The following is an 18,893-nucleotide window of genomic DNA, read 5'->3' as shown; positions in this document are numbered from 1 at the left end:
ACGGGGTGACATAAAGAATGACATATTTGTCGATACCTTGGCAGGTATCTCCTTGCCTGACGCATGATTGTGCAAAATCATCAATTTATCTTGACCCGGCATATTCATGTTGGTTCCTGGTATTTGTTCGCGTTACTGTCTTCAGGCAAAATTATCACACTTATAAAAAAGCCCCGCAAAAGCGGGGCTAATAATGTCAATGAGCATCAACGCAGGATCAGATCAGCACATTGATAATCGCATTGCCGATACCGATCAAAGCGGCACCAGAGATCAGGCCAGCGCAGATAGGTTCGCACCCTTCTACCCAGAAATCATGGCCTTTGCTGCCAGGCGTGCTGTTCTTGCGGCCCATCCACCAGAATATGGCTGCGCCTATCCACATTGCCAGGCAGGATTCTGGTGGCAGGATGACACCCAGACCGATGGAGACAGCTGACAGCGGGAAGCGGCCCTTGGTGATGATACGGGCAATTTCTATGATGGTAGCTGCTACTGCTGCCACGATGATGCCGGTGATGGCAGATGCTGGCAGGCTGCTGAAGCCTTTGGCGATCAGCTCGGCCACGCCTTTCCATTGCATCGCGCCAGGGAAGGCAAATTTGTCGGATACGATAGTGGCAGTGGAGCGTATGCCGTCAGCATCTGGCGGCAAGAACAGCAGGAAGTACAGCGGTACGCAAGCCAGCGCGCCCGAGAAGATGCCTATGATATGGCCTATCGCCTGCTGCCTTGGTTTTGCACCCAGCATATAGCCAGGTTTGATATCAGACAACAGGTTGGATGCATTCGATGCCACTTCTGCCGTCATGCCTGCAGGTATCAGGTTGTTGGCTGGGTTGGTGCTGTCGATCGCGCCCATGCTGAACTGGGTGATTTTTGACAGTGTGCCTGTCGGTGTCCATGAAGTCAGGGCCATCGCATTGGCGCAGATGATGGTCAGGATGAATACCAGCGGCAGGGTGATGATGGACATCAGCCATGGCACGCCAAAGAATTCATGCGTGGTCCAGGCAGCCAGGATACTGAATACAGGGATACCTATGTAAGAGATGATCAGCGGTACTTCAATATGATCAAGCACAGTGCTGGTCTGGTCTGCGACTTTCTTGGTATCAGATTTTTTGAACAGGCTGGTGAATAATTCTGGTTTGGCTGCCAGGCTGATGAAAGATGCCACTACCATCATGGAAACCGCCCACCACAGACCCCATTGGTTGACGATCTCGGTACGGGAAATTGGAACCAGTTTACCGCTAGGGGCGATGCGTTCGACGATGTCGCCACGCTGTATCATCCACGGTGCCAGGAATACGAAGTTGATAATGGTACCGAGCAAAACGCTGCTGGCGACGCGTATACCCATCAGGCCACCGACGCCCAGCATGGCTGCATCAAGAGTAAAGCGCAGACCCAGTGCACGGAAATCTGTACCCAGGATTTTGGGGATCAGCATGTCATATTTGACGGCAGCAGCGTAATAGTAAGAATCAACCCGCTCCTGGAAGTGCCAGGCTTCAGTCATGCCCGCCCATTTATCCATGCGCAGGATTTTGAACTGTATCAATTTCATCCAGCCATCACTGGTGATCATTTGATAGATTGCCGTCCACATCGCAGAAAAAGCCATCAGGCGCGCCTTGTACATGCCGCTGGCTGCTTCGCCGGTATAGACGGCATCCAGCACGACGCCACAGGCACGGCCCTCAGGGAAGGGCAGTTGATCTTCATTGATGAAACGGCGCTTCATCGGGAAAGCCACCAGCACACCCAGGATGGAGCAGATACTCATCCACACCACCAGATGCCACCAACTGACTACCGTACCGCTGATCAGCATATAGGCTGACAGCACGGTATTGAGTGGCATGGTCATGTAGCCAGCCGCTGTGGCGATGGATTGGGTGCAGTTGTTTTCAAGGATAGTGAAGTCCTTGGCCAGCCCCAGGTTCGCGAGTATCTTGAAAATCGCAAAAGCCAGAATGACGGAGGTCAGGCCCACGCCTATGGTGATACCGGTTTTGGCACCGATATATAAAGCAGTTGCAGACAATATGCCGCCAAGCAAAAAGCCAGTGAATGCCGAGCGTATGGTTAACTGCGCCATGTCCCCCGGTAAATATTGGCGAACCACCACTCGTCCTTTTGGGCGCGGGTCCAGGTTCGTATTTGCTCATCGCTTAATTGTTGCAGCGCCATATTTTCTCCAAAGCGGTTGTCTTGCTTGATGATGATGCCCGGCTTGTTGATGCATACGCAAGATCATTGCAAATATGAAACACGAAGCCGGAAATATGAAAATTTTCTTTCAGGTGCGGCAGTATCCAAGCGACAGATGTTTTCTGTCAAGCGTGCTTGTTGAAAAAAAGGATTTTGCTGTTGTTCTATTTGATTTATAGCGAAATTGGCATCAACGCGTGACGGCACCTGCCCAGAATTGTCACGGTTAGCGTGACCGGGGCAGAATTCCTGGCATGCAAATTCAGGGCATCAGTGGCTGTTCAAATCCAATGCTGCCTTGCGAACTGCCGTAGCAATGTCCTTGCTGATGGCAGGATCATTGACAGCCCTGGCAAGGGTGACGCCACCAACCAGCAGTGCCAGCAAGGCAGTTGCATCTTCGCGTTTGGTATCAGCTTGTCCATCCAGGCCTGCAGCCACTGTTTCTATGATTGCCAGCAACTCGGTTTCATATGCTTGTCGCGTCTTTTCCTCTGCCCGCGCTACTTCAGGCGACAGGCTTTGCAATGCGCAGCTATCGGCCAGGTCGCAAGTGCGGCGCTCCCCGAGGTAAAAATCAATAAATGCCGTGCGCCAGCCACTTCCCAGTTGCTCGCGCGCCTGGCTGACTCCCAGCTTCAGGTCTTCCAGTCCGGCGACCACTGCCTCACGGAAAGCGTCTGCCTTCGACTTGAAATGGGCATAGAAAGCCCCCGATGTTACTGCGGCATCTTTTGCCAGCCCATCAACGCCAGAACCACCAAACCCCCGGCTGCGAAATCCACGGCCTGCGCTTTTAAGTATCTTTGCCTTGCTTTCTTCTTTTTGTCCCGCCCGGTGTGCCATGTAAAAAATCTCCATAAAAAAAATGCTATTTAAAACTTTACAAGATAACGATCGTTATGTAATCATGCGTCACATCACGACCGTTATATAACGCTCGTGATGCGGGAGTCAAGGCCTGGTCTTTGACTCGGACATCCATTTTGATCAAGGAGTTAAGCTATGCCTATCTCAGTTCAAGTTACTACAGACCTTCTAACTCTTGCGGGGGAGCGTGAAGTGCTGCCTCTCGTTGCAGACGCCTTGCTACGCGTGCATGGCTTGACTGGCAACAAGTTCATGACGCCTAACGTCGTCGGCCATCTGAGCGTCAGCCCGGAGGCGCGCAGCTATGCCGGTGGCAAGCACCAGTCGCTGGCGGTTGTCGAAGTGAAGGTTCCCTCGGTCACTTTCCCTACCGCCGAGGTCAAGCAGGCCTTTGTCAGCGAGGTTACGGACATCATAGACAGGCTCAAGCAGGGTACGCATCCGCGCGAAAGGACGTATGTCAACGTGACTTATGCAGTTGATGGTACCTGGGGTATTGCGGGCAAGGCCTATTCCAATGCAGAGATGGGAGAGGCCGTGCAGCAAGGTTTTCATTGACGCAAACCTTACCGGGTCAGGAGTCAGCACTATGCAGCAATCAAATTATCTGTTTTTTACGACGCAATGCGAACAGGCCCTGGATTTTTATACGCAGTGCGGCCTGGGCAGGGTGACCGATATCCTGCGTCATGGTGAGGGCAAGATGCCGATGAAGAACGAGGCCATGCGCGGCAAGATCATGCATGCCAGATTCGAGGGGCCGGGCGTACTTTTCTATGCCTCAGACAATGATGATGCAGAGCCTATGCGCGGTTCTGCCCACATACTGATGATGGATAGCCGTGCGCAAACCGATCAGCTGTTTGCACTCATGAGTCAGGGGGCAAATGTGACGACGCCGCTGGCTGTGCAAATCTGGGGGGATTATTTTGGCAAGCTGACTGACCAGTTCGGCGTCCAGTGGATGTTCAACTGCGCTGCATGAATGAGGGTGTTGCCGAAGTGGATAAATCGTGAGGGGTAATAAAAAACCCCGCAACGCAAGTTGCGGGGTTTTGAGCAATGCGACTCTCGGTTAGATCACAGAGAGCAGCGAAGCAGCTATTACATCATGCCGCCCATACCACCCATACCGCCCATACCACCCATATCACCACCACCCATAGATGGCTTGTCTTCAGACAATTCAGCAACCAGAGCGTCAGTAGTCAGGATCAGGCCAGCAACAGATGCTGCATTTTGCAATGCAGAGCGAGTTACTTTAGCTGGGTCCAGGATACCCATTTCTATCATGTCGCCGTATGTGTCATTGGCAGCATTGAAACCGTAGTTGCCTTTGCCATTGATGATGGCGTTAACAACAACGCTAGGTTCGCCACCGGCGTTAGCAACGATTTCACGCAGAGGTGCTTCGATCGCTTTCAGAACCAGTTTGATACCTGCTTCTTGATCTGGATTGTCGCCTTTGATTTCGCCAGCAGCTTGACGTGCGCGCAGCAGGGCAACGCCACCGCCAGGAACAACGCCTTCTTCTACGGCAGCGCGAGTTGCGTGCAGAGCATCTTCAACGCGTGCTTTTTTCTCTTTCATTTCAACTTCAGTTGCAGCACCAACCTTGATCACAGCAACGCCGCCTGCCAGTTTGGCAACGCGTTCTTGCAGTTTTTCACGGTCGTAGTCAGAAGTTGCTTCTTCGATTTGCGCGCGGATTTGTTTAACGCGTGCTTCGATACCAGTAGCCTGGCCAGCGCCATCGATAACGGTGGTGTTTTCTTTACCGATTTCGATGCGTTTGGCTTGGCCCAGATCAGCCAGAGTCGCTTTTTCCAGTGTCAGGCCAACTTCTTCAGCAATCACTTGACCACCGGTCAGGATAGCGATGTCTTCCAGCATGGCTTTGCGACGGTCACCGAAGCCTGGAGCTTTAACAGCAGCAGTTTTCAGGATGCCACGGATGTTGTTCACAACCAGGGTTGCCAGCGCTTCGCCATCGACATCTTCAGCGATGATCAGCAGTGGGCGGCCGGATTTTGCAACTTGTTCCAATACTGGCAGCAGGTCACGGATGTTCGAGATTTTTTTGTCGAACAACAGGATGAACGGGTTTTCCAGGATAACGGATTGTTTTTCTGGATTGTTGATGAAGTAAGGTGACAGGTAGCCACGGTCAAACTGCATACCTTCAACGATGTCGAGTTCGTTGTCCAGGGATTTGCCGTCTTCAACAGTGATCACGCCTTCTTTGCCGACTTTGTCCATTGCTTTGGCAATGATGTCGCCGATGTTGGCATCGGAGTTGGCAGAGATGGAACCAACTTGAGCGATTTCTTTGTTGGTTGTTGTTGGCTTGGACAGCGTTTTGATTTCAGCAACGATGGCTGTAACCGCTTTGTCGATACCGCGTTTCAGGTCAGTTGGGTTGAAGCCAGCTGCTACATATTTGAAACCTTCGCGAACGATGGCTTGTGCCAGAACTGTCGCTGTCGTTGTACCATCACCAGCGTTGTCAGAAGTGCGGGAAGCCACTTCTTTCACCAGTTGTGCACCCATGTTTTCCAGCTTGTCTTTCAGTTCGATTTCTTTAGCTACAGAGACACCGTCTTTGGTGACTGTAGGCGCGCCGAAAGAGCGTTCCAGAACAACGTTACGGCCTTTAGGGCCCAGAGTTACTTTAACTGCGTTCGCCAGGATGTTGACGCCATTAACGATCTTCGCACGTGCGTCATCGCCAAAAATTACTTGTTTAGCTGCCATATTAATTCTCCGAATTCTTTAATTGATATCGTGGATGTCGATTACTTCTGTACGACCGCGAAGATATCTTCTTCACGCATCACCAGAACTTCGTTGCCGTCAACTTTGACAGCCTGACCAGAATATTTACCGAACAAAACGCGGTCGCCAACTTTAACGTCCAGGGCGCGAACTGTACCGTTGTCCAGCAATTTGCCAGGACCAACAGCCAGTACTTCACCTTGATCTGGCTTTTCAGCAGCAGCGTCAGGCAGAACGATACCGGATGCGGTTTTTGTTTCTTGATCCAGGCGTTTCACGATCAGGCGATCGTGCAGGGGACGAAGGTTCATACTAGCTCCTTTAAATTTGCAAGTAATTACTATTGGAATTCAATTAAGCTGGGGAAAGACTTTGTTAGCACTCTCTCCCAACGAGTGCTAAGTATATGGGCGGGGGTTGGGCTTTTCAAGAGCTAAAAAAGGGATAAACTAATATTTCTTTAATAATCAAGGGTTTGGCAGTTTTTATCTACTTGATTTTGTGATGATTTTCATGTTTTTGAACTATGGTCTCACAAAATAATTGTATTTTTATTTCCTTTTGGAAATTGATTTCTGCTCATTTATTGGGTTCGAATTGCCTATTTTGAAAGATTTCCCATCTCTTTCTGACAAAACTGTCATCTGACTGTCACCTCTCTGTCCTGGCAGGACTTCTACACTTTCCATCGTCGCTCACGGGTTTGCGGCTTGTGTTTATACAAATCATGGAAATTTCAAGGAGCAGGATGATGGTAAAAGGTGGTGTCCTTTCAGGTTTTGGCCGGGGTGAGGGTAGCTCGCTCAAAGTTTTATGTGCTGGTGTGGGTGTCAGTCTGGTGTTGTGTTTTTCACCAGCAATGGCGCATGAACATCATCATGGTCCCGCTGCGGCTTGTGCTGCGGATAAAGTTGATGGCAGCAAGCCAGTTTTCATGGCAACCACGGCGAAGCCCTTCGCAGCGTTGATGGATGATGCCATGCAGGTCATGGATGAAGGCATGAAGTGTGCGCCCATGAATGGTCAGAGTGAGCATGACTTTATGAGCATGATGATTCCTCATCACCAGGGTGCCGTCGATATGGCCAAGGCGGTTTTACTGTATACCAAGGACCCGGCCGTCAGGAACCTGGCACTGGGCATCATCGCTGAGCAGCAAAACGAAATCAAACTCATGCAGCTCTGGTTGCAGCAGCACCTTCAGGCTGCCGGCAAATAGTTCTTGCTCATTAGTCACTCAGTCGTTACTCCGCCAGAGTTTAAAACCTGGGTTATTCCTCTCACTTCAAAAAAATCATCATGAAAAATAAATCAGCGCTCGCATTGATTGCGGCAAGCACTCTTATCGCACACACAGCCTGGGCCTTGCCTTCGGCGCGTGACCGGGTATATACGGCAGACCAGAACAGCAATACCATCTCGGTATTCAACCCCGCCAGCAATACCCTGGTCGGGCAGATCAGGCTCGGTAATCCGCGTCCTGATGTCTTGTCGCCCTTGTACAAGGGGCAGATCAATGTGCACGGCATGGGGTTTTCGCCAGACCATAAAACCTTGCTGGCGATATCCAATGGTTCCAACTCGGTAGTATTTATTGATACGGCCACCAACAAGGTCAAGGGCACGACTTATGTGGGCCGTTCGCCGCATGAAGGTTTTTTCACGGCAGATGGTAAAGAGGTCTGGGTGGTTGTGCGTGGTGAAGACTATATCTCGGTCATAGACCCTGTTACGTTCAAAGAAACCCGGCGTATACAGACTGACCTGGGGCCGGGCATGGTGCAATTCCATCCTGCTGGCAAGCTGGCGTTTGTGGTGTCGAGCTTCACGCCCATGGTCGATGTGATTGATGTAGCTACGCATGAAGTCATCAAGCGTATCAAGGTGGTCAGCCCGTTCTCGCCATTTTTGCAATTTACGCCAGACTTTAGTGAAGTGTGGATGACGCACAAAGACGTCGGCAAGGTCACCCGCATCGACACAAAAACGCTGGAAGTGATCGGCGTGTTTGATGCCGGCTTTATTTCCAATCACCTGGCTTTTGCCAACTTCCGAGGTCAGACCCTGGCTTATGTGACCATAGGTGGTGAGAATGTCGTCAAGGTATTCACAACAGACAAAGTACCCAGACTGCTTGCCAGCATTGCAACCGGAGCCTTGCCACATGGCATCTGGGCGTCGGACGATCACAGCCGCATGTATGTCGGGCTGGAGAATGGTGATGGCGTTGATGTCATTGATACCGCCAGCAATAAAGTCATCGCCCACATGGCTGGTGGCCAGGCCCCGCAAGCGCTGGTGTATGTGTCTAACGTGGTAGAGAGCGGCGATGGTGCCAATGGCACTGCGAATCTGGTCCCGCGCAGCAATAATGAACCGGTGAACATAGGTTTGAAACCCGTGATTGGTGAGGGCAGGGGCTTTGTCGTCTTGCGTAATCTGGGTATAGTCGATGCGCTGGAAGTGGCTTTGTTCAAGCTCAAGCCAGAAACTGTATATACGGTTTATCTGGAAGGGCAGGGTACCGTGCTCGGGCGCTTGAAAACCGATGTCAAAGGGGCGACCAATTCGACCATGATAGGCCCCGTCAGGGAGGCGGTAAAGGCAGACGCCAGCATCAAAACCCAGCGTCTGATCATCATGGAAGGCAACAAGGCAGTGAGTGCAGAGCAGGCTGTCATGGTGAGCACAAATTAGTCCAGACGATGGCCGGATGTTAGAATCTGGCCATCAACGCGTCATGCACACAGGATACGGATGACCATACTAGTCATAGAAGATGATCAGAAAACCGGCGACTACCTGAAGAAGGGTTTGCGCGAATCAGGTTACGCCGTTGATCTTGCCAGGAATGGCATTGATGGCCTGCATCTGGCGATGGAGCAAAGCTATGAACTGGTCATTCTTGATGTCATGATGCCCGGCCTGGATGGCTGGACAGTGATGCAATCGCTGCGCAGCAAGCAGGACATGCCTGTGATTTTCCTGACTGCGCGCGACCATGTCGATGACAGGATACGCGGCCTGCAACTGGGCGCCGATGATTACCTGGTCAAACCTTTTTCTTTTACTGAGCTGGTGCTTCGCATCCGTACCCTGTTGCGCCGTGGCGTCAGGCGTGATGCCGACATCTATCAGGTCGCCGACCTGCAGCTTGATACCGTGCGTCATAAAATCACCCGTCAAAATTTACCCATAGCCTTGACCAGTAAAGAGTTCATGCTGCTGCATCTGCTGATCAAGCATCAGGGTGAGGCATTGTCGCGCACTATCATCGCATCCCAGGTATGGGACATGAATTTTGACAGTGATACCAATGTCGTTGATGTTGCCGTTAAACGCCTGCGCGCCAAGCTGGATGCGCCGTTTGAGAAAAAACTCATCCACACCGTACGTGGCGTGGGTTATATGTTTGCGGAAAATCCATGAACTTCTGGCATGCATGGAGCCTGACCCGGCGTGCGACCACGCTGTTTTCTGTGCTGGTTTTTGTCATCATGAGCAGTCTGGGCATGTATTTATATACCTCGGCCAGGCAGGCTCTGGAGCAGCGTGCCGACTATACCCTGATAGGCAGGGTAGAACACTTCCGTACCCTGTTCCGTGATCTCTACAATATCCAGCAGATGGAAGCACACCCGACCCTGTTTGAAAGCATGCTAGGTAATGAGCAGGATGTGCGTATTTTTCGCAGGCTTGGTGATACACCCTTCATCAACGTCAATCCCGGGGCGATGTCACCGCCTGCGATGAAGCCGGTTGAGCTCGGCGTGCCACTGACGCTGGAGGCCTTGCGAGAAGGTAAGCGCGATGATGGTGTGCGGGTACGCTGGGTCGCTGCCCTCGCAGAAGTGGGTGACCATAAAGACAAGGTGGAAATCATTGCCGCCTATGTGATGACGCAAGAATCTGGTGTGCTGTCAACTTACCTCTTGCGCGTGATTGCCGCAGTTGCATTGACGGTGTTACTGACCAGCGTGTTGAGTTACCTGATCTTGCGACGCGGCCTCTTGCCTGTCGCGACGATGAGCCGTCAGGCCGGGCAGATCAGCCCTAAAAACCTGTCCTTGCGCTTGTCAGCAACAGACATGCCGCCAGACTTGCACAAGCTGGCCCTGGCCTGCAATGACATGCTGGACAGGCTGGAAGCTGGCTTCCGGCAACTGTCACAATTCTCATCAGACCTCGCGCATGAATTGCGCACACCCGTCAATATTCTGATGGGCCAGACCCAGGTGGCACTCGCGCAAGCCAGGGAGCTGGAGGAGTATGAAAGCCTGCTTGAATCCAATCTCGAAGAATATGCCCGGCTGGCGCGCATCATCGAAAACATCCTGTTTCTCGCTCATATCGATCATGCAGGTTTTGTGGTTGAAAAAGAGCCGCTATCAATGGCAGCAGAGATGGGCAAGCTGATTGATTATTTCGACATCCTGGCACAAGAGCGCGACATGCATTTTGCTGTTGATGTTGGTGGTATTGATGGCATGGTCTATGCCAATCCCCTGATGCTGCAGAGGGCACTGAGTAATCTGTTCATCAACGCCATACGGCATGGGCAAGCCGGGACGGTGATACAGGTGAAAGCCATCGCTAGCACCGAAGGTGTGAGCATTAGCATCGTGAATCAATGTGCTGCCATTGAGCCGCTGCAACTGGACAAAATGTTTGACCGCTTTTACCGCGGCGACAGCGCTCGCAGCAGCCATACAGAATCAAATGGCCTGGGCTTGTCCATCGTCAAGGCTATCGTCGATTTGCATGGCGGACATGTCAGTGCCAGTTATAACAAAGCTGAGCAGGCTATTGCTTTGGATTTGTTTTTCCCTGGGTAAAACAGGCGAGTCATCCAGCATTAAATTTTTCTTAACATTTAATTTGGTTAATTAACCAAAATTACTTGCATTTCGGGCTTTGCTGGATTAAGCTTCAAATATTGGTTGATTAACCAAATATTGAAAGCAGCTCACATGCAAGCTCCTACTGACATCTTTGCCAAACATTTACCCGTTCGCGTGGTCTTGCTGACCGGTCCCATGGGCAGTGGCAAATCGTGCGCAGCCAGGAGTTTCCAGCAACTGGGCGTGCCTGTTAGTGAGGCTGATCTGCTTGCCAGGGCAATACACCAGGACCCGCAACATCCTGTAATGGAGCAGATTGCACAGGAGTTGCCGCAATTACTGACAGAAGATGGCTGTTTGCGGCGTGGCAGCTTGCGCACGGTGCTGACGCATGATGCATATGCCAACCGTCGCTTGCTGTGCCTGTTGAAACCGCATGTGTTGGCAGCAATACGGCAATGGACTGTGCAGCAAACTGCACCGTATGTGATCTGGGAAACCGCGCTCTTGCCTGATGAACCTGGCGGCTTCATGTACGATAGCGCTTTGCTGGTGCATGCTGATCCCCAAATTCGTCTGCGACGCGTGCGTCAGCATAACCCTGACTGGACTGAAACTGATATCACGCAGGTTTTCAATATGCAGGCCACATTGGATCAGTACCGGGAATACGCCGATGCCGAGATCATCAATCAGGGCAGCATCATGGAGCTGGAACAGGCAGTCTTGCAGCAACACCTTACTTTTATGTCGCACTGGAGCACACAATGAAAAAAATCGCATTCTCTGGCACTCTGGACCCGATCACCAATGGTCATTTATGGGTGATACAAGAGGCCCGCGCTTTGGCAGATGAAGTCGTGGTTTTTATTTCTGAAAACCCGGTCAAGAAACCGCAGTTCGATGCGATCGAACGCAAGGACATTATTGAGCGCAGCGTGGCTGAATGCGGCTGGAACAATGTCAGTGTCGTCATCGTCAAGGGTGATTACACGGCCCGCGCCGCCAAGCGCCACGGTATTGAGTATCTGGTGCGCGGCATACGCAATACTTCAGACTTTGATTATGAAAACCTGATACAGCAAACCAATGTCGATGTGCTTGATGGTGCCAAGACTATTTTTGTCATGCCACCGCGTGATCTTGGCTCGGTCAGTTCCAGTTTCGTGCGGGCCTTGCAGGGGCCAGTGGGCTGGCACTGGACGGTAAAAAAATTCATGCCCATGCCCGCTTATATCGCCTGGATCAAAAGCTGGCTGCGTACAGACTGGCAAAAACTCTGGGAGGGGGCTGGTGTTGAGGCTAGCAAACTGGACCACTGGTTTGATTATCTGACTGGTGATGAGGCCTATGGCGCAGCACGCCGGACTTATCATAATCTTGATCACCTGGTGCATGGCCTGAGTGAAATTTCTGCCTGGGCGAGCAATACGGGTGCCAGCAAGGCCGACGTAGCAATATTGAAAAAAGCCTTCTGGTTCCATGACGCAGTCTATGGCGGCTCTGTTGGCAAGCATGCTGGTCTGTCGAATGAAGAGCAAAGTGCCAGGCTGTGGCTGGATGCCAGTCTGGGATCAGAGCATGCGCAGGAGGTGGCTGACCTGATACGGGTGACAGATCACTTCCAGAGTGCAGGCCTGAGCCACCCCTTGAAAGATGCCATGCTCGGTGTTGATCTGGCGATACTGGGCCAGGCCGCGGATACTTATGATGCCTATGCATCAACTGTGCGACTTGAATACAGTGACGTCGATGATGCTGCTTACCAGGCGGGCAGGGCGCGTGTATTGAGCCATTTTGAGACACAGGCTGTCGCAGGTAATTTGTTTGCAGATACCTGGTTTTCTGAGCTCTACACCAGCCAGGCGCTGGTGAATATCAGGCGCGAAAAAGCCTTGTTGAAATAGTCTTTTTCTCAGGGGCACATTCGTAGCCCTGGCAAATCCGCTCATTCACATAAATGTGATTTTTTGTGAATGAGCAACTTTTTACTCAAGAAAACCGCGAGAATAGAAGCTGAGTAAAAACTGTCGGTTCTCCGTGAACTTGGGAGAATGCGAGACAGGCACTGATCCCGTCATCATTTGCAGTTCTTACATGACAGGATGCGCGGAGGCAGGAATGTGGATTTATCGTTTGGTTGTTTGCTTGTGCGCCTGCATGGCCTTGTTCATGCCTTGTGTGGTTATGGCTATGACCGTCACCTTTCTCAATCCGGGTAAATCCGATGAAATCTACTGGGTCACCGCCAGCAACGGTATGTCGGCTGCCGCCCGCAGCCTGGGCATCCATCTCGAAGTCATTTATTCTGAACGCGATCATTTAAAAACCCTGGAATATGCGAAGCAGATTGCGGCACGTCCGGCTGGCAAGCGGCCTGATTATGTGATCTTGTCGAATGATTATGCTGTCGGTGCCGAAGCACTGCGCATACTGGATGCCGCAAACATCAAGACTTTTTTTGCCTATAGCGGTATCAATGATGGCGGTGACAGGGAAAAAACCGGTATACCACGTCAGTTTTACAAGGGCTGGCTGGGTGTACTGGAACCGCAGGCAGAAGATGCTGGTTACCTGACCGCACGCGCGCTGATACAACGTGGCAAGACAGACAAAATGCTCAGTTCTGATGGCAAATTGCACATGCTGGCAATCGCCGGGGACAGATCCACGGCGACATCGTATAAACGCACTGAAGGTATGCGCAAGGCTGTTGTAGAAGCGAATGTGGTACTGGATCAGGTCGTCTATGGTGAGTGGAACCGTGCCAAGGCACAGGAGCAGAGTATCTGGTTGTATCAGCGCTATCCCCAGACCAGGTTGATCTGGGCCGGGAATGATTTGATGAGCTTTGGTGCGATGGAAAGCTGGCGCGCCCGCGGTGGCAAACCAGGGCGCGATGCTCATTTCAGTGCCATCAATACCTCGGCTGAAGCTTTTACCGCATTGGAGTCAGGCAGTCTCACGGCGCTGGCTGGCGGCCATTTCATTACCGGTGCATTTGGCCTGGTGATGCTATATGACTATCACCATGGCAAGGACTTTGCTGATGAAGGCCTGGAGCAAAACAGATCCATGTTCATACTGTTCACACCAGAAGAGGCCAGGCGTTACCAGCAATTGTTTGGCGCACAGAATTTTGAAAAAGTGGATTTCAGGAAGTTCAGCAAATACCTGAACCCTGCCATCAAAAAATATGATTTCAGTTTCCGGCATTTATTGACCCAGTCAGACCAGCGCAAATGAGCAAGCAAGTCCTGCAACCGATAGCCAGTTTGTTGATACGACGTGTCTTCAAATGGGTGATCCTGTGCGTGATCTGTATCAGCAGTCTGCAAGCCTGGCTCAATTACCGCGCCATAGAAGAAAACTTCACAATGACTGTGGATGACGTGGCTCATGCGCATCTGCCTTTATTGTCTGTTGCCATCTGGGATATAGAGCCGCAAACCATACAAAAGCAAATCGATTTGATCTTGAAGAATAAAACGATTTCTTATGTGGCCATCAAGGCCAGTACCGGGCAGCAATTTACTGGTGGTGATGTCAATCGCCTCGGAAATGGGCAGCACATGAAGTTCAACATCCCAGCCCCGGCAGATGCCAGCAAAACAGTGGGCACGGTAGAGTTTGTCGTCGATAAGACCATCTTGCGCAAGGAGTTGTTGCGCAGCTTTATTATCGTCATTATCGAAGTCATCATCCTGTCGATTTTTATTTTTATGGCGGTCGTGGCGATATTGCGTCGTGATCTTGAAAAACCGATGCGGCAACTGGCGGACTTTGTCAAAAACCTGCAAGCCAACCAGCTCGCGACCAAACTGGAATTAAAACGCAAACCGGAGGACGGATATAACGAAATCGACCTGGTCGTTGATGGTTTTCACACCATGCAGGACAGTCTGCAAAAACATATCGCCAACCAGGATGCACTGGTCGCTGAGCGAACCAGCCAGCTCGAAGCGGCGATGAAAACCCTGAAGCAATTATCGATTACCGATGGTCTCACCAGTTGTTATAACCGCCTCTTGTTCAATGAGCGCATGCCTGCAGAAATCCAGAGGGCCGTACGTTACCAGCGCCATTTGTCGCTGGTGTTTTGCGACATAGATTTTTTCAAGAAAATCAATGATGAGTATGGGCATGCAGCAGGCGACACTGTGCTCATTGCTTTTACCCAATGCCTGGCCGATGAATTGCGTACTGACGTCGATTGGATAGTCCGCTACGGCGGCGAAGAGTTCATCATGGTCTTGCCTGAGACCAGCCTGCTGGCTGCACTTGAAGTCGCAGAAAGAATACGTCAGAAAGTCGAACATCAACTGACCATACGTCTGGCCAATGGCAACATGCTACACATCACCGCCAGTTTTGGGGTAGCTCAATTGCAGGCGGCCGATAATATGGAAAGCATGGTGCAGCGTGCTGACGAATGTCTGTACAAAGCCAAGTCCCAGGGACGCAACCAGGTACAGCCCATGGCTGCACCCGTCATTTATCTGGCCCCCTGACTTGCTGCAGGCTCCCCCGGGCTTGCCTGACCAGGGTATTTGTCAGCCGTGCCAGCCGGGGCGTCTGTACTTTCCAGTGGTGCCAGTACAGGGCCACATCCACAGGATGATGCGGCATAAGTCTGACCAGCTTGTCCTGATCCAGATTTTTCAGCATGACATCAGGAATTACGCCCCAGCCCAGCCCCAGTAAAATCGACTGGTTATACGGCGTTGTTGCCGGTACATAGTGTGTGGGATAGGCATGTTCCTGTAGCCCAAAATGTTCTAGCAGTATCTGTGCTTGCAATTTGTCTTTGCGATTGAAGGTCAGCACTGGTGCCAGTCTTGCAGCTTCGCGTGTCATCCCTTGCGGGAACCAGCGCTGACAGTATTCTTTGCTGGCAACCGGATGGTAACGCATGAAGCCCAGCGACACAGCCTGGCAACCCCGCATGGCATTTTGTTCTGCAGAGAGGCAGCCGAGCACCATACCGCTTTCCAATAAATCATGGGTGTGATCCTGGTCATCGATCAGCACTTCAAGCAAGATATTTTCAGCGATCAAAAATTCTGCCAGGGCTGGCAGTAGCCAACTATCCAGACTGTCGGCATTGACGCCCAGGGCAATGCTGATGGCAGCACTTTGCTGACCGGCAAATTCGCTTTGCAAATCCTGTTCAAGTTCTGCCACCCGGCGCAAGTGCTGTACCAGCTTTTGCCCGGCTGTCGTGGCGCGGCAGGGGCGGCTGCGTACCAGCAGGGTATTGCCCAGTTCCATTTCCAATGCCTTGATGCGCTGGGAAATGGCCGAACTGGTCAGGTTCAGGGCCTGCGCGGCCTGTTCCAGGCTGCCATGGTCAATGACACTGAGGAAGGCTTCGCACTGGCGGCTGTCTAGTCTTGTTTGCATGTTTTATTGGTGGATCAATTGAACTAAATTTGAAAATTAAGAAATTTTAATGAATTCGTAAATATTTTAAATTAACTTCATATTAAACCTTTTTCTCCTCACAATCACTACATCGACAAACGGGAGACTGATGATGTTGGCTTTTATACTCAAGGGCATGGGCATGAGCGCGGGTTTGATCATGGCAATTGGTTCGCAAAATGCCCACGTCTTGCGCATGGGTTTGCGCAAGCAGCATGTGGGTTTGACAGTAATGATCTGCATCGCGTGTGAAATGCTGCTGATACTGGCCGGAGTGGCGGGCATAGGTGGCATGATCAATAGCCAGCCAGTCTTGCTGACGATAGCCCGTTGGGGCGGGGCCGCGTTTTTGGTCTGGTATGGCGTGCGCTCTCTGCGGGCGGCGGCCAGCCAGCAAAGCCTGGTCGCTGAAGCCGGGGAGTTGAGCCTGACGGCTGACAAGGCTGCACTGGCAGTGCTGGGTGCGACTTTGCTCAATCCCCACACTTATCTGGATACGGTGGTGTTGCTGGGTGCCATAGGTGGCCAGCAGCCAGGCAATGGCAAATACTGGTTTGCCGTGGGTGCCGTCTTGAATGCGACGATCTGGTTTGCGGCCCTGGGCTTTGGTGCGCGCCTGCTCGCTCCCTGGTTTGCCAAACCTATGGCATGGCGGGTGCTTGATAGCCTGGTCGGTATTGTGATGCTGATGCTGGCGCTCAATTTAATGCTGGGTTGATCTGGCTTTGAGCTGGCCATTTGTTGAAAAGCCCGAATTGTGATAACTTCGGCACATGAAAAAATCCTGGCGTTTATTGATTGCTTGCCTGTTACTGGTACTGCTGCCCCTGCAGGGCTTTGCTGTCGCCAGTAAATTGGGCTGCGCCATGGATATGTCTGTCCAGGCTGGTATTGCTGTTGCCAGTGGCAATGAACATTGCCAGCCCACTGCTAAGGCTAGCGATCATGGTTCAGATGCTGTGAAAGCCAAAGTGGCCGATCACTGCAAGTCTTCTTCCCCTTGTTGCATGGGTATCGCGCTCATGCCTGCTCCTTCAATCTCTGCATTTGTACCTGCGCATGATGATGCCCAGGTACTGCCCGTCCTGTTGCCAGCATCCGTGCCTGCACGCATGCTGGAACGTCCTCCTAAGGCTGTTCTCGTCTGAATAATTAGTTTGTTCGTAGGTTGGGCTGCGCCTTATCAGCCCAACACTGGGCGTTTGAATAAGGTTAACGTTTGTTGAGGCCGAGTGTTGGGCTGGTAAACCGTAGCCCAACCTACAAGCTCAGCCCAACATGCGTGGGTAGCCCAAGTTACGAATACTTCCCCCATTTGACGGGAACACATTTTTTACCGCGAGGACTTCATGTCGCACATACATTACCGATATCTGTTACCGGCATTGCTGGTGATGACTGGCTGCGCCAGTTTTGATATCGATCAAAGCACGCAAAAACTCAATCAGCAATATCCGGCTTACACCCAGGGCAAACTGGCGCTGGCGAGCAAGCCTGAGCAACAAAAAAACATGCAGGATCAGGCAGCAAGCTTGTTGACACAGCCTTTGTCGCAAGACGCTGCTGTACAACTGGCCTTGTTGAATAGTCCAGCCTTGCAAGCCATGCTGGCGCAGCATCAGGCTGCAGGCGCAAGCACAGCGCAAAGCGCCCGCATCACCAATCCGCTTTTTACGTTTGAACGCAACCGCCAGTCAGGTGAGCTGGAACTGGGTCGTTTGCTGAGTTTTGGCCTGATGGACTTGCTGAGCCTGCCGCAAAGGCAGACCATGGCACAGCATAGCCTGGCACAGGCACAGACGCAGTTGAGCCTGGATGTCATCGACAGTGTTAGCCAGGTGCGTATTGCCTGGGTCAAGGCAGTCGCTGCACAACAGAGCCTGGAATATGCCAGACAAGTTGGTGAAGCGGCCGGTGCCAGTGCCATACTGGCAGAGCGCATGCACAAGGCGGGCAATTTCAATAGCTTGCAGGCAGCGCGCCAATTGGCTTTCAAGGCTGACGCGGTGGCACAGCTCAGTTTTGCCCGCCATGCCAGTCTCGCCACCCGTGAAGAGCTGGTGCGCTTGCTGGGTCTGAATGATGAACAGGAAAAAACACTGAAGTTACCTGAGCGTCTGCCAGATTTGCCAGCAACACCATTGGCCGCAGAAAGCCTGGGTCCTCAAGCGAGCAAAAACCGTCTTGACATACAACTGGCAAAACAGGAGCTCGATGCCGCCGCAGCACGCCAGGGTTTGAGCCTGGTTAGCAGCTTTACCGATATCGAACTGGGTATCAGGCGCGATACCAATTTTGATGCAGCGGGACATGGCGAGATCAAACGTGGTGTTGAGGTGAGCCTGAGATTGCCGCTATTTGACTGGGGCGATGCGCAGAGAACTGCCATGAATGCGAATACCCTGGCCGCCAGTTATCGCCTGCAGGCGACGGTGAATAACGCGGGTTCGCATCTGCGCGTCAGCTATTCCGCCTATCGCAATATGTATGATATCGCCCGCCAATACCGCGACGAGATACTGCCTTTGCGCAAACGCATCTCGGTAGAAAACCAGTTGCGCTACAACGGCATGTTCATCAGCGTGTTTGAATTGCTGGCCGACAGTCGCGAACAAATCAATAGCGTGCTGGCTGCCATCAATGCAGAGCAACAATTCTGGTTGGCAGATGCGGCCTTGCAGGCTGAGTTGCTGGGGCGCCCGTCAGCAAGTAATCTGAATCCCGTTAAATCAACTGCCACGGCAGAAGCAGCGCATTGATCAC

At 51.9% G+C, this 18,893-nt stretch carries 18 protein-coding genes; 13 read left to right on the top strand and 5 right to left on the bottom strand.

Going from position 1 to position 18,893, the window contains the following annotated elements; all coding sequences use genetic code 11:
• Positions 1 to 217: 217 nt before the first annotated feature.
• Positions 218 to 2,134 carry an OPT family oligopeptide transporter gene (locus tag UNDYM_RS17560; RefSeq protein WP_162042186.1) on the bottom strand — a complete coding sequence of 639 codons (1,917 nt, stop codon included), beginning with the start codon at positions 2,132 to 2,134 and terminating at the stop codon, positions 218 to 220.
• 356 nt (positions 2,135 to 2,490) lie between these two features.
• Positions 2,491 to 3,066, bottom strand: a complete 576-nt coding sequence (locus tag UNDYM_RS17555; protein ID WP_162042185.1) for a TetR/AcrR family transcriptional regulator — start codon at positions 3,064 to 3,066, stop codon at positions 2,491 to 2,493.
• Positions 3,067 to 3,225: 159 nt separating this feature from the next.
• On the opposite strand from UNDYM_RS17555, the gene UNDYM_RS17550 reads away from it, so the two are divergent.
• A complete protein-coding gene (locus UNDYM_RS17550) occupies positions 3,226 to 3,648 on the top strand; it encodes a 4-oxalocrotonate tautomerase (RefSeq protein WP_162042184.1) in 423 nt (140 codons plus the stop codon).
• 31 nt (positions 3,649 to 3,679) lie between these two features.
• On the top strand, positions 3,680 to 4,075 hold the full coding sequence (locus UNDYM_RS17545) for a VOC family protein (protein ID WP_162042183.1): 396 nt from the start codon (positions 3,680 to 3,682) through the stop codon (positions 4,073 to 4,075).
• A gap of 119 nt (positions 4,076 to 4,194) precedes the next feature.
• Here the strand turns inward: UNDYM_RS17545 and groL are convergent, their stop codons facing one another.
• A complete protein-coding gene (gene groL / locus UNDYM_RS17540) occupies positions 4,195 to 5,844 on the bottom strand; it encodes a chaperonin GroEL (RefSeq protein WP_162042182.1) in 1,650 nt (549 codons plus the stop codon).
• Positions 5,845 to 5,885: 41 nt separating this feature from the next.
• A complete protein-coding gene (groES, locus tag UNDYM_RS17535; protein ID WP_110257032.1) occupies positions 5,886 to 6,176 on the bottom strand; it encodes a co-chaperone GroES in 291 nt (96 codons plus the stop codon).
• Between the two features lie 440 nt (positions 6,177 to 6,616).
• Between groES and UNDYM_RS17530 the strand changes: the two genes are divergently transcribed.
• The 8 genes from UNDYM_RS17530 (at position 6,617) to UNDYM_RS17495 (ending at position 15,217) form a co-directional block, all read left to right on the top strand.
• A complete protein-coding gene (locus tag UNDYM_RS17530; RefSeq protein WP_162042181.1) occupies positions 6,617 to 7,084 on the top strand; it encodes a DUF305 domain-containing protein in 468 nt (155 codons plus the stop codon).
• A gap of 80 nt (positions 7,085 to 7,164) precedes the next feature.
• Positions 7,165 to 8,562: a YncE family protein gene (locus UNDYM_RS17525; protein WP_162042180.1), complete on the top strand. Its 1,398-nt coding sequence runs from the start codon at positions 7,165 to 7,167 to the stop codon at positions 8,560 to 8,562.
• 60 nt (positions 8,563 to 8,622) lie between these two features.
• Positions 8,623 to 9,294: a heavy metal response regulator transcription factor gene (locus UNDYM_RS17520; protein WP_162042179.1), complete on the top strand. Its 672-nt coding sequence runs from the start codon at positions 8,623 to 8,625 to the stop codon at positions 9,292 to 9,294.
• The gene (locus UNDYM_RS17515; RefSeq protein ID WP_162042178.1) at positions 9,291 to 10,700 is read left to right on the top strand and encodes a heavy metal sensor histidine kinase; all 1,410 of its coding nucleotides are present in this window, start codon (positions 9,291 to 9,293) and stop codon (positions 10,698 to 10,700) included. Before UNDYM_RS17520 ends, UNDYM_RS17515 begins: the two co-directional genes overlap by 4 nt.
• A 135-nt stretch (positions 10,701 to 10,835) precedes the next feature.
• Positions 10,836 to 11,477 (top strand): dephospho-CoA kinase, encoded by a 642-nt coding sequence (gene coaE / locus UNDYM_RS17510; protein WP_162042177.1) that lies wholly within the window; start codon positions 10,836 to 10,838, stop codon positions 11,475 to 11,477.
• Entirely contained in the window at positions 11,474 to 12,613 is a 1,140-nt protein-coding gene (coaD, locus tag UNDYM_RS17505) for a pantetheine-phosphate adenylyltransferase (protein ID WP_162042176.1), read from the top strand. The genes coaE and coaD overlap by 4 nt, the downstream gene beginning before the upstream one ends.
• Before the next feature lie 286 nt (positions 12,614 to 12,899).
• The gene (locus UNDYM_RS17500; protein ID WP_232063529.1) at positions 12,900 to 13,952 is read left to right on the top strand and encodes an ABC transporter substrate-binding protein; all 1,053 of its coding nucleotides are present in this window, start codon (positions 12,900 to 12,902) and stop codon (positions 13,950 to 13,952) included.
• The gene (locus UNDYM_RS17495; RefSeq protein WP_162042175.1) at positions 13,949 to 15,217 is read left to right on the top strand and encodes a sensor domain-containing diguanylate cyclase; all 1,269 of its coding nucleotides are present in this window, start codon (positions 13,949 to 13,951) and stop codon (positions 15,215 to 15,217) included. The genes UNDYM_RS17500 and UNDYM_RS17495 overlap by 4 nt, the downstream gene beginning before the upstream one ends.
• Here UNDYM_RS17495 and argP read toward each other — a convergent pair.
• Positions 15,198 to 16,109 carry an HTH-type transcriptional regulator ArgP gene (argP, locus tag UNDYM_RS17490; protein WP_162042174.1) on the bottom strand — a complete coding sequence of 304 codons (912 nt, stop codon included), beginning with the start codon at positions 16,107 to 16,109 and terminating at the stop codon, positions 15,198 to 15,200. The genes UNDYM_RS17495 and argP overlap by 20 nt on opposite strands.
• A 133-nt stretch (positions 16,110 to 16,242) precedes the next feature.
• Here argP and UNDYM_RS17485 point away from each other — a divergent pair, with 133 nt between their 5' ends.
• The 3 genes from UNDYM_RS17485 to UNDYM_RS17475 all read left to right on the top strand — a co-directional run bounded on the left by UNDYM_RS17485 (position 16,243) and on the right by UNDYM_RS17475 (position 18,889).
• Positions 16,243 to 16,848 carry a LysE/ArgO family amino acid transporter gene (locus UNDYM_RS17485; protein WP_232063528.1) on the top strand — a complete coding sequence of 202 codons (606 nt, stop codon included), beginning with the start codon at positions 16,243 to 16,245 and terminating at the stop codon, positions 16,846 to 16,848.
• Positions 16,849 to 16,903: 55 nt separating this feature from the next.
• Positions 16,904 to 17,278, top strand: coding sequence for a hypothetical protein (locus tag UNDYM_RS17480; protein ID WP_162042172.1), 375 nt, complete (start codon positions 16,904 to 16,906; stop codon positions 17,276 to 17,278).
• 201 nt (positions 17,279 to 17,479) lie between these two features.
• Positions 17,480 to 18,889, top strand: coding sequence for a TolC family protein (locus UNDYM_RS17475; RefSeq protein ID WP_162042171.1), 1,410 nt, complete (start codon positions 17,480 to 17,482; stop codon positions 18,887 to 18,889).
• Positions 18,890 to 18,893 lie beyond the last annotated feature (4 nt).

The sequence above is a fragment of the Undibacterium sp. YM2 genome (genome assembly GCF_009937975.1).
Taxonomy (GTDB): Bacteria; Pseudomonadota; Gammaproteobacteria; order Burkholderiales; family Burkholderiaceae_D; genus Undibacterium.
This window is presented reverse-complemented; position numbering and strand designations above follow the sequence as displayed.

Coding starts and splice junctions, on each gene's coding strand:
- UNDYM_RS17555 (WP_162042185.1), bottom strand. CDS start 3,066: ATGGCACACCGGGCGGGACAAAAAGAAGAAAGCAAGGCAAAGATACTT.
- UNDYM_RS17550 (WP_162042184.1), top strand. CDS start 3,226: ATGCCTATCTCAGTTCAAGTTACTACAGACCTTCTAACTCTTGCGGGG.
- UNDYM_RS17545 (WP_162042183.1), top strand. CDS start 3,680: ATGCAGCAATCAAATTATCTGTTTTTTACGACGCAATGCGAACAGGCC.
- groL (WP_162042182.1), bottom strand. CDS start 5,844: ATGGCAGCTAAACAAGTAATTTTTGGCGATGACGCACGTGCGAAGATC.
- groES (WP_110257032.1), bottom strand. CDS start 6,176: ATGAACCTTCGTCCCCTGCACGATCGCCTGATCGTGAAACGCCTGGAT.
- UNDYM_RS17530 (WP_162042181.1), top strand. CDS start 6,617: ATGGTAAAAGGTGGTGTCCTTTCAGGTTTTGGCCGGGGTGAGGGTAGC.
- UNDYM_RS17525 (WP_162042180.1), top strand. CDS start 7,165: ATGAAAAATAAATCAGCGCTCGCATTGATTGCGGCAAGCACTCTTATC.
- UNDYM_RS17520 (WP_162042179.1), top strand. CDS start 8,623: ATGACCATACTAGTCATAGAAGATGATCAGAAAACCGGCGACTACCTG.
- UNDYM_RS17515 (WP_162042178.1), top strand. CDS start 9,291: ATGAACTTCTGGCATGCATGGAGCCTGACCCGGCGTGCGACCACGCTG.
- coaE (WP_162042177.1), top strand. CDS start 10,836: ATGCAAGCTCCTACTGACATCTTTGCCAAACATTTACCCGTTCGCGTG.
- coaD (WP_162042176.1), top strand. CDS start 11,474: ATGAAAAAAATCGCATTCTCTGGCACTCTGGACCCGATCACCAATGGT.
- UNDYM_RS17500 (WP_232063529.1), top strand. CDS start 12,900: ATGACCGTCACCTTTCTCAATCCGGGTAAATCCGATGAAATCTACTGG.
- UNDYM_RS17495 (WP_162042175.1), top strand. CDS start 13,949: ATGAGCAAGCAAGTCCTGCAACCGATAGCCAGTTTGTTGATACGACGT.
- argP (WP_162042174.1), bottom strand. CDS start 16,109: ATGCAAACAAGACTAGACAGCCGCCAGTGCGAAGCCTTCCTCAGTGTC.
- UNDYM_RS17485 (WP_232063528.1), top strand. CDS start 16,243: ATGTTGGCTTTTATACTCAAGGGCATGGGCATGAGCGCGGGTTTGATC.
- UNDYM_RS17480 (WP_162042172.1), top strand. CDS start 16,904: ATGAAAAAATCCTGGCGTTTATTGATTGCTTGCCTGTTACTGGTACTG.
- UNDYM_RS17475 (WP_162042171.1), top strand. CDS start 17,480: ATGTCGCACATACATTACCGATATCTGTTACCGGCATTGCTGGTGATG.